Source organism: Amycolatopsis sp. NPDC041971 (genome assembly GCF_055588925.1).
In genome coordinates this window covers 170,266-181,032 of sequence record NZ_JBVJCE010000006.1, presented here as the reverse complement: position 1 = coordinate 181,032, position 10,767 = coordinate 170,266, and the positions used below count along the sequence as shown (strand labels likewise).

The 10,767-nt window shown below is 65.8% G+C and carries 3 protein-coding genes; 2 read left to right on the top strand and 1 reads right to left on the bottom strand.

Features of this window, described 5'->3' with window-relative positions:
* Positions 1 to 51: 51 nt before the first annotated feature.
* Positions 52 to 780, bottom strand: a complete 729-nt coding sequence (locus ACZ6DT_RS15385) for an SDR family NAD(P)-dependent oxidoreductase (RefSeq protein ID WP_465594473.1) — start codon at positions 778 to 780, stop codon at positions 52 to 54.
* A 70-nt stretch (positions 781 to 850) separates the two neighbouring features.
* Here ACZ6DT_RS15385 and ACZ6DT_RS15380 point away from each other — a divergent pair, with 70 nt between their 5' ends.
* Positions 851 to 1,792, top strand: a complete 942-nt coding sequence (locus ACZ6DT_RS15380) for a LysR family transcriptional regulator (protein WP_465594470.1) — start codon at positions 851 to 853, stop codon at positions 1,790 to 1,792.
* Positions 1,793 to 2,211: 419 nt separating this feature from the next.
* A complete protein-coding gene (locus ACZ6DT_RS15375; RefSeq protein ID WP_465594467.1) occupies positions 2,212 to 10,608 on the top strand; it encodes a SpvB/TcaC N-terminal domain-containing protein in 8,397 nt (2,798 codons plus the stop codon).
* Positions 10,609 to 10,767 lie beyond the last annotated feature (159 nt).

The window sequence follows — 10,767 nt, the reverse complement described above, 5'->3', positions numbered from 1 at the left end:
GCAGCGGGGACACCGAGATCGAGCAGTGCCGCATCGTCGCTGAACCCGGGTTCACCAGGGGATGACCTCATCGAAGGAATCCGGGCCGCGGAAGACACCGGACGGGCCGTCCTCGGGGATCGTCGCGAGCAGGACCGGAACGGCCGCACCCTCGGCTACGGTGCGGTGCCCGCGCGGGAAAGGGGCCCCGGCGTTCTGGTCGGTCGGCACCATGCCGGGGCTGACGGCGTTGACCTTGATGCCGTCGGCGCGGAGGGTTTCGGCGTAGAGCAGGGTCAAGGCGTTGAGTGCGGCCTTGGACGAGCTGTAGGCGAGGAATCCTTCGGTGGGCAGGGAAATCTCCGGATCGCTCAGCATGGTGAGAGACGCGAGCCCACTCGACAGGTTGACCACGCGCGGGTTGGGGGAGCGGCGGAGCAAGGCAAAGCAGGCCGAGATCATCGTGACGACACCGAAAACGTTGACCTCATACACTTCGCGCAGGTGCGCGGCCGTGAAGTCAGTGGTGCGGAGACCCCATTCGCTGGTGATGCCGGCGTTGTTGACCAGGACGTCCAGTCTGCCGGTCTCGGCCTCGATCGTCTCGACCGCCGCCGCCACGGACGCTTCGTCGGTGACGTCGAGCCGGACGGACCGAATGCCCGGTCCGTCCGGGCAACCCCGTTCTGGATTTCGCGCGCCGCAGTAGACGGTGAGGCCGCGCGCGGCCAGTCGCCGGACGATCTCCTTGCCGATGCCTTTGCCGCCGCCGGTGACGAGTGCGACTTCGTGGGGGTGCATGCCACCACCTCAGCCGACCTCGCGCCCGAACAGAAGCACCGATCTGGTGTGCCGGGCCTACCCTGGCGGTATGCCGGAGCCGGAGATCCGCGAACTGCGCTATTTCCGCGCCGTCGCCGAAGACCTGAACATCACCCGCGCGGCCAGTCGTCTCGGTATCGCGCAACCGCCGCTGTCGCGGGCCATCCGTGGGCTTGAACGCCGGATCGGCGCGGAACTCTTCGACCGCACTGGGCGGCGGCTGGCGCTTACGCCCGCCGGGGAGACACTTTTCGCCGAGTCGGCCAAGGTCCTCGCCGCTTTGGACGTCGCCGTCCGCCGGACGCGCCGGGAAGGGAATGCGCTCGTGGTGACCGCCAAACCCGGAGTGGCCACCCGGCTGCTGCACCGCGTCCGCGAACGTTTCCGGGAGGATCCGGCCGCGGCGGAGATCCGCGTGGTGGTGAGCGGGTTCGGTGAACAGGCCGAGCTGGTCCGTGACGGACGGGCCGACCTGGCGATCGCCGCCTGCGTGGACGGCGACGGCCTCGAGACCGAACTCCTGACGACCGAACCGCGCGTCGCCGCGCTCGCCGCCGATCACGAGCTCGCCGGTCGCGACGTGCTCAGCGTCGCCGATCTGATCGCCGAGCCCGCTCCGCGATGGGCGGATTCGCGGATCGTCGACCACGGCAACTGGCTGGGCCATCCCGAGCGCCGGTCTGACGGGCCGGTCGTGCGCGACACCGCGCAACTTCTGGACGTAGTCTCCCTCGGGCGGGCCGTGGCACTCGTGCCCACCTCTCTGGCCGCCGTGAACGTCCGCCCGGACATCGTCTACCGGCCGGTCGGTGATGTGACGCCGTACCGGACCCTGGCGCTCTGGCGCTCAGGGAGCCGGTCATCTTCGATAGCCAGATTCCTCAGGATCGCCGCTGAACACGAGCCGAACCAGGATCTGCCTATTCTGGCATACCCGGCGCAGCGATCGTTTCCGAACAGTTCGGGTTCCGCGAGCCCGTCGGTGTTGTGACACCGGCCGGTTGACGATGTCGAGGGTGGCTTGCCGCACTTGGTCGAGGCAGCCTGCGGGGGAGCCGCTTGTCTGCACGGTGGTCTCAAGGGGATGAAGTGCCGGATTGCCTGTGGGCCTTCGCTCGAATGTCCGTAGTTGTCTGGTTGGGTTATGGGTCGTTCTTGTGTCAAGAACGGGCGTTTCATCGAAATTTAATGAGCCGCCGATAGCGTCACCGGAGATCGAAGTCTTGTCCTTTGCCGGGATTATGCGCTGATCCCGGAAGGGGAAGTTCGCCCGAACGCACTAGTTCGTTTCGGCTATTCGATCGAATGTCTTCGTCACACCCGTCACCGCTCGATCCCGCGTGCGACCGGGAATGTCGCTCTTTGCCGGGACTCGATAGCCGAATCCATGATCCAGAGGGGGTCGGGGGCATGTCTGCCTTCGCGTGGGCTCGTCCGGTTCGTCATCGCCGCAAGGCCGTGGTGGTCGTTTTGTTACTGGCGTTGGTGGCGATGGCGGTCCCGAGTGCGGGTCCGCCAGGCTCGGTGCGTGAGGCGGGGCTGGCCTCGGGTGCGGATGGGGTGGTGATGGCTCCGGAGCATCCGGAAGGAACTTCGTTCGATCCGAATCAGATCAAGGACATCAAGGCGGCCGATCCGGGTGCCGGGGTGAACCTGATCGGGGCACCGTCGGCGAACAGCTCCGGCGATGCCCGGCTGTCGTATCCGTTGGAGGTGCCGAAGGGGCGGGCGGGTCTGGAGCCGCAACTGGCGGTCGCCTACGGCTCGGCGGGCGCCAATGGATGGCTGGGTGTCGGCTGGGACATCGGCACGCCGTCGATCATGGTGGACACCCGGTGGGGCGTGCCGCGCTATGACGCCGGGCTGGAGACCGAGACCTACGTGCTGGGCGGTGAGCAGCTCACACCGGTCGCTCATCGGGGCGAGTTGCAGAAGCGGACGGCGGAGAAGGTGTTCCACGCGAGAGTGGAAAGCCGGTTCGACCGGATCGTGCGACACGGCGACAAACCGGCGAACTACTGGTGGGAGGTCACCGACAAGCAGGGCACCCGCACGATGTTCGGCGGTGCGGAGAACACCACGCTGACCGATGCCGCGGGACATGTGGCGACGTGGGCGGCGCGCGAGGTCCGCGACACCAACGACAACGTGATGCGCTACCACTACGCCCGGGTGGATGACGGCGGTACCCAGAAGTCGACGGTGCCGGGCAGCAACCTGTATCCGCGGCGGATCACCTACACCGGCCACGGCACGACCGAGGGCCGGTATTCGGTGACGTTCCTGCGCGACCGGGATCGGGGTGAGCCGCGCCGCGGCGATGTGCAGATCGACGCTCGTGGCGGGTTCAAGAAGGTGACGGCCGATCTGCTGCGGCGGGTCGAGGTCAAGCTGGACGACCAGCTGGTGCGGGCCTACGAACTGAACTACCGGGCTGGTGCGTTCGCGAAAACACTGCTGGCGTCGGTGTCTCAGTTCGGTGAGGACAACAAGCTGTTCAACACCCATTCGTTCGACTACTTCGATGAGGTGCGTGACCAGGCGGGCAACTACACCGGGTTCGCTGACGCCGCCGGTTGGTCGGTTCCGGATGACGACCTGGGCGTGAACATCCGTGAAGGTGAGGCGAGTGCGATCTCGGCGAACACCTCCGTCGGGTTCGGTGCGCACTTGTTCGCTGGTTACAACGTGCAGGGGCTGCCGGTCAAACAGGGAGGCGTGGGGCTGAAGGTCGGGTTCAACGCCGGCCAGTCCGATGGCCTGTCGGCGTTGGTGGACGTGAACGGCGACAACCTGCCGGACAAGGTTTTCCGCAAGAACAACGAGGTGTATTACCGCCCCAATCTGAGCACGCCGGGGGGTGAGCCGAAGTTCGGTGACACGCCGATCAGGTTGCGCGACCTCCCGGGGATCTCGACCGAGCGGACGTTGTCGGGCACGATCGGTGTCGAGGCGTTCGTCGCCGCTATCGCCGCGCAGCTGGATTTCGTGGGGACCACGACCACGTCGGATCGGTTCTTCAGCGACGTCAACGGTGACGGCATCACTGACCTGGTCGACAACGGCGGGGTGCTGTTCGGCTACCTGGACGGCAACGGGCAGCCCGCCTACAGCGCGGATTCCACCCGCACCGCGGTGCCGGTCGGCGGTGGCGCGGTGACCGGCGAGATCGTCGGTGACCAGACCGCGCAGTTCAACCAGCAGGTCGACAACTCGCCGCTGCTGGACTCGGTGCGCCGCTGGGTCGCGCCGTTCGACGGCACCGTCCGCGTCGATGGCCGGGTGCAACTGACCGTGGACCCCTCGCCCGCGCGCGCCGCGTACACCAAAGCCGACGGTGTGCGGGTCACCATCCAGGCCAAGGACACCGAACTCTGGGCGCAACGGATCGGCCCGGACGACCACACCGAGTTCACCCCGGCCAAGGTGTCGGCGATCGCGGTGAAGAAGGGCGACGCGCTCTATTTCCGCACGCAGTCCATTCTGGACGGAAAGTACGACACGGTGGCGTGGGATCCGGCGATCACCTACACCGACCTGGCGGCCGGTACGGACGTGAACGGGTTGGCGAACACCGTGTTCCGTGCGTCGTCGGACTTCACCCTCGGCGGCCGCTCGTCGCAGGTGATGGTGCCGGTGACCGGCAAGCTTCAGCTGACCGGTGACGTGGTCAAGAGCAAGGCGACCTCGGATGACGTGACCGTGGTGATCACGAAGGGCAACGGGGTGCACGCTCCGGCGGAGGTGTTCCGCAAGGTTCTGCCCGCCGCGTCGACCGGGACCACCAAGATCGACATGAGCCTTCCGGTCAGCCAGTTCGAGAAAATGTCATGGCACATCAGGACCGATTCCCCGATCGACGTCTCCGCAATGTCCTGGGTACCGAAGGCGCACTACACGGAGGCGCCGGGAGTGGAGTCGCTGGTCGACGACAAGGGCCGGCCGACCCTGGTGATCAGCCCGCCGTTCGACGTGGACATGTACCCCGCCGACACCCTCACCGCGCCGCAGCAGACCTACAAGGTGACCAAGACCGGCAAGCTGCGGGTCCGGCCGGGCGTGAAGCTCAACTTCGGCTTGACCGCAGGGAGCAAGATCGCGTTCACCGTCAAGAAACGCGGCGGGCAGCTGCTGGGCAAGCGGGTCGTCGACATCGTCAACGGGCAGTACGGCTCGCCCGGCCAGGACCTCGACGTGGTCGTCCCGGTCACCGAAGGCGACGAGCTGTACTTCGACCACTCCACAACGGATCCCAACCTGTTCGGCTTGGTCGCCGAACAGTCCGCGAAGGTCACCTACGACCTCTCGTCCCCATGGCCGACGTTCAGCCCGGCGCCGAGCGCGATGCACGGCTCCGCTCAGCAGGGTGCGTTCCCGCAGCCCTACCGCGGCTGGGGTGTGATCGGCTATCAGGCCAACCGCGACCGCGCCACCCAGCCCATCAAGCAGGCCGAACTCGCGATCGATGAGAGCTTCAAGAACGCCCTTCCCCGGGAACCCAAGGAAGCCGACATCGCGGGGTTCGCCGCGAACCCCCGGATCACCATGCCCCGGCTGGCGATCTTCGCTCCGAACCCGGCCAAAGGCGGTTGGGCCGCGCAGGACGAGTCGTCCTGGTTCACCTCCACCATGGCGACCAGTTCCCGGCTCGGCGCGGACACCATCGACATCGTCACCGACGCCGACGTCGCAGGCGACCGCACGGTGATGCGTCGCGGCGTGACCGGCCAGGTGTCCGGCACCCTGTCGGCCGGTCCGTTCGGAGGCACGGTCGTCGGTGGGATCACCGCAGGTTCTGTCGATTACGTCGACCTCAACGGGGACCGCTTTCCCGATGTCGTCGGCGCCAAGGAGATCCAGTTCACCGACATGAACGGCGCGCTCGGCTCCCGACGGGGGACGCTCGGCGGCAACGTCCGCGAAACCGACAACCTGTCCGGCAACGTGTCGTACTCCGCGGGCAGCGAGGCCGCGACACTGACCAGCGCACTGGGTCTGGCCGCGCCCGAAGCCGGCAGCAGCAACAACACCGCCACCTCCGGTCCGGTCCAACCGGCGCTCGGGATCGGTGGCAGCGTCGGCGGCGGCGAGTCCGACACCCGCGTCGACCTCGTCGACATCAACGGCGACGGTCTACCGGACAAGGTCTTCGCCAACGGCGACGCCCAACTCAACCTCGGCTACAGCTTCGCCGCCAGGGAACCCTGGTCAGCGGGGCCGATCAACGACGCCTCCACTCGCAACCTCGGGGTCAACCTCGGTTTCAACGTCGACAACTACGGCTTCGCCGGGGGATTGTCCGCCGAACTCGGCACCTCTTTCACCAACGCGAGCATGCTCGACGTCAACGGCGACGGTCTCACCGACCGCGTCTTCACCGATGGCGCCAATTCGATCAAGGTGGCCGTCAACACCGGCACCGGCTTCACCGCGCCCACTCCGTTCCGCGGCAGCTTCACCGACATCGCCGTGGACAAGAACGCCACTCTCGGCGCGGGCGTCTACTTCACGTTCCCTATCCCCACCCCGATCGGCACGTTCGTGTTCAACCCCGGCGTCAACGCCTCCACCGGCATCAGCCGCGCCGAGATCGGCCTGCGTGACATCAACGGTGACGGCCTTGCCGACCATGTCAAATCCACCCGGGACAACGAACTGCAGGTCGCGGTCAACAAAACCGGCCGCACCAACCTGCTCCGCACGGTGACCCGCCCGATGGGTGGGCGCGTCGACCTGGACTACACCCGTACCGGCAACACCCCGGCCATGCCCGAGTCCCGCTGGGTGCTGTCCCGCACCACCGTGTCCGACGGCCACCCAGGCGACGGCGCTGACACCCAGCTCGCCACCTATCGCTACGAACAGGGGAAGTACGACCGGCTCGAACGCGAGTTTCACGGCTTCGGCAAGGTCGTCACCGAACAGCGCGACCCAGGCGCTGCCGAGGCGCTCTATCGTTCGACCACCGACGAGTACCGCACCGACAGCCCGCATACCCGCGGATTGCTCGCTCGCACCCTCGGCACCGACGGTGCGGGACGGCCGTTCACCGAAACCGTCAATACCTATCAGCTCCGCGATACCGCACCGGGCAGTGCGTTCGCCGCATTGTCCCGGGTGGACAAGCGCTTCTACGAAGGTGCCGAGAAACCTGGCAAGTCCACCCACACGGAAATGTCGTATGACGACTTCGGCAACCTGATCCACTCGTTCGACGCCGCCGACGAGGGCACCGCCGACGACGTCGAGACCATTTACGGCTACACCGCGTCCGACCCGGCTTGCCGGGCGCGCAACCTGGTAGGTACCGCCAACGTGCTCAAGCAGCGCGGGACCAACGGCGGCGCGGTGTCGCGGCACAGCGAATCCACAGTGGACTGCGTGACCGGTGCGGTACGGCAGGTCCGCGCGTACCTCACCGACACCACCTCGGCCGACACTGACCTGGAGTACTACCCGGACGGGAACCTGAAAGCGGTCACCAAACCGGCAAACCGGGCCGGTCAGCGGTACCGGCTGGAGTACGGCTACGACACTGTCGTCGGCGTCCACGTCGAGTCTATTGTGGACAGCTTCGGGCTGCGGTCGGGCGCGACGCACAACCTCAAGTACGGGCAACCGGACCGCACCACCGACCAGAACGGCCAGCAGGTACTGCGCTCCTACGACAGCGTGGGCCGGCTGGACACGGTCACGGGGCCGTACGAGACCGGATCGGGCAAGGCCACGATCGACTTCGACTACCACCCCGAAGCCACCGTTCCCTATGCCACCACGCGTCACCTCGACCGTGATGTCACCGGGGTCCGCGAGGACACCATCGACACCGTCACGTTTACCGATGGCCTGAAGCGCGTCTTGCAAACGAAGAAGGACGCTTCGGTCGCGGACAATCCCGGCGACACACCTGAACAGGTCATGACCGTGTCCGGGCGGGCGAAGTTCGACTTCCTCGGCCGCGCGGTGGAGCAGTACCACCCCTTGACCGAGCCCAAGGGTGACGGCAACACCACGTTCAATGCCGCCTTCGACACCGTGGCGCCCACCCGGACCTCGTTCGACGTGCTGGACCGGCCAGTCAAAACGGTCGCACCGGACGAGGTCACCACCGCCATGGCCTATGGATTCGGACCCGACCGCGCCGGTGTCACCCGGTTCGAAACCATCGCGACCGACGGCAACGGCAAACAGAAGCGCGGCTACGCCGACCTGCGGGAGAAGACCACCGCGGTCAAGGAGTTCAACCCGGCCGGTGGGCAGCCGGTGATCTGGACCAGCTACGGCTACGACGCGCTCGGGCAGATCACCACCGTGGTGGACGACAAGAACAACACCACCCGCTCCGAATACGACACCCTCGGCCGCCGCACCGTGCTCGACAGCCCCGATGCGGGCCGCACCGAGACACGCTTCGACCTGGCGGGCAACCCGACGACGAAGATCACCGCCGGCGGCAAGCAGGTCGAGTACGACTACGACCACAGTCGCCTCACCGCGGTCCGCTACCCGACCTTCCCGGCCAACAACGTCACCTACACCCACGGCGCACCCGGTGCTCCGGACAACGCCGCCGGGCGGATCACCGAGATCCGCGACGCCGCCGGAACCCTCACCCGCGGCTACGGACCGTTGGGCGAGACCACCCGGGAAACCCGCACCATCAAGATCGCCGGGCAAGCAGACCGCGGTTACACCACCGGTTGGCGCTTCGACGCGTTCAACCGCGTCCTCCAGATGACCTACCCGGACGGTGAGGTCCTTCGCTACGACTACGACACCGGCGGCCAGGTCACCCGCGCCACCGGGGCCAAGAACGGAACCGACTACATCTACCTCGGTCGCCTCGATTACGACAAGTTCGGCCAGAAGGTCCTGCAACAGGCCGGGAACGGGGTGCGCACCACCTACACCTACGACCAGGCCGACCGCCGGCTCACCACTCTGAAATCGAAGACACCGGGCGCCACCGAGTTCCAGAACCTCGGCTACACCTACGACAAGGTCGGCAACATCACGAAGCTGACCAACAGCACGGCACAGAACCCGACGATCGGCGGCCCGAGCAGCCAGACCTTCGGCTACGACGACCTCTACCAGCTCACCTCCGCCAGCGGCCAGTACACGACCAAGAGCGACCAGCAGGACAAATACACCCTGGCGCTGGGCTACGACTCCATCCACAACACCACCAGCAAGATCCAGCACCACGAGATCACCGGCACCTCCACTCAAGCGGCGTCGCTGAACCGCGGGCTGAGTCCTGTGTCGCCGGTAAGTGGTGGCGGAGGGAGTCCGGCGTCGCTAGGCCCGCTGACGGTCGGACCGATCGAGCCGGTCGAGGGCCCGAACAACTCCGCCGGAGTCCAGGACAAGACCAGCTACGACTACCAGTACGACTACGGCAGCGGAAAACCGCACGCGCCGAGCAAGGTCGGCCCGATCACCCAGACCTACGACGTGAACGGCAACCTCACCGACACGGTGAACACCGCCTCGGACGGCAAACGACGCCAGTACGTATGGGACGAGGAGAACCGGCTCGCCTGCAACCAGGACACCGCCACGGCGACGGTCCCTCAAACCCCGGAAGGCTGCCAAAACGCCACCGTCGGCTACACCTACGACGTCGCCGGTGAACGCGTCATCAAACGCGGCGACGGCCTGTCGCTCTACCCTAACCGTGGCTACAGCGAACGTAACGGCACCGGCTTCAAGCACATCTTCATCGGCGACAGCCGCTTGACCACCAAAACCGTCGCCGCCGCCGGCCCCGAAAACGCCCAGTCTTACTTCCACGCCGACCACCTCGGCTCGTCCGGCTACGTCACCGACAAACAGGGCAACGTCACCGAACACCTCGAGTACCTGCCGTTCGGGGAAACCTGGGTGGAGGAGCAGACCGGCCAAAGCGGTACGCCCTACAAGTTCACCGGCAAGGAACTCGACGAGGAAACGGGTCTCTATTACCACGGCGCTCGCTATTACAACCCCAGAACCCAACTCTGGGCCAGCGCGGACCCAGCTCTGCCTGATTACCTCGATTCCAACGTGGCGGGAGGAATCACCAACCCCCGCAACCTCGCCACCCACACCTACGTTCACAACAATCCGGTCAAACTCACCGACCCGTCCGGGAAAAGCCCCATTGACAATGAGGGCGTCACCGTTGGCATACCGCCCCGGCCACCGAATCCAACAAGAAATCACGAAGAAGCCAATCGTAAGGGATCAGGTCCGGACGACTACAGATCGTCGCCTGCGAATCTGCTGGATGGAACAAAGTTGCAAGGAATCAGAGGTGCAGCAACTGCCGGAGCCGCGGTTGCCAAATCTAAGGGCCTGACGAATGCGGCAGACCTTCTGCTGCACTTCCTCAGCAATTCCGGGAGTACCTATAAACTCGACGTGGACGCGATGCTGGGGGAGATCACCGGATTCCGGGCTGCGGCCGAAGCGGCGGTCCGTGAAGAGGTAGGTAAGCAACCCCCTGGGTTCCGCGAGCACTTCTCCTTTGGCAGTGACTGGAAAGGGTTTAGGACAGGATGGGGCGATGCGGACTGGAAGGCCGCGATCGGCAAATTCGATTTCCAAGTGAGTGGCGTCGCCACTCCCACCAGCGACGGCGGCTGGGATGTCACCTTCAAGGTGAGAATTTATGACTACTACAACTGGGAACCGACCGCCCCGAATGAGAGCTGGATACCGGTGCCATCCGACCTGAATAAACTGCATCGTGCCGGGTGGGCACAAAGTTTCGATGTCATTGGCGAGTCCAGCCCGTTAAGGATTCATATTCCACCCACGTGAACCCTCGTCTGTAAGGTCAACGGTGCCTCTCTGCGGCGACGCGCTTCGCGTAGAGAGGCGCCCACATAACTCTTTGGGCCGCTCCCGGGCCACTGGGCGTCCGGTCGCAATCGACACCAACCGGCACTGACCAGCATTAACAGCTGGTGGTGGCGCTGA

Bases quoted from the DNA above. Each gene is read 5' to 3' on its own strand.
- ACZ6DT_RS15385 (WP_465594473.1), bottom strand. From the start codon at position 780: ATGCACCCCCACGAAGTCGCACTCGTCACCGGCGGCGGCAAAGGCATC.
- ACZ6DT_RS15380 (WP_465594470.1), top strand. From the start codon at position 851: ATGCCGGAGCCGGAGATCCGCGAACTGCGCTATTTCCGCGCCGTCGCC.
- ACZ6DT_RS15375 (WP_465594467.1), top strand. From the start codon at position 2,212: ATGTCTGCCTTCGCGTGGGCTCGTCCGGTTCGTCATCGCCGCAAGGCC.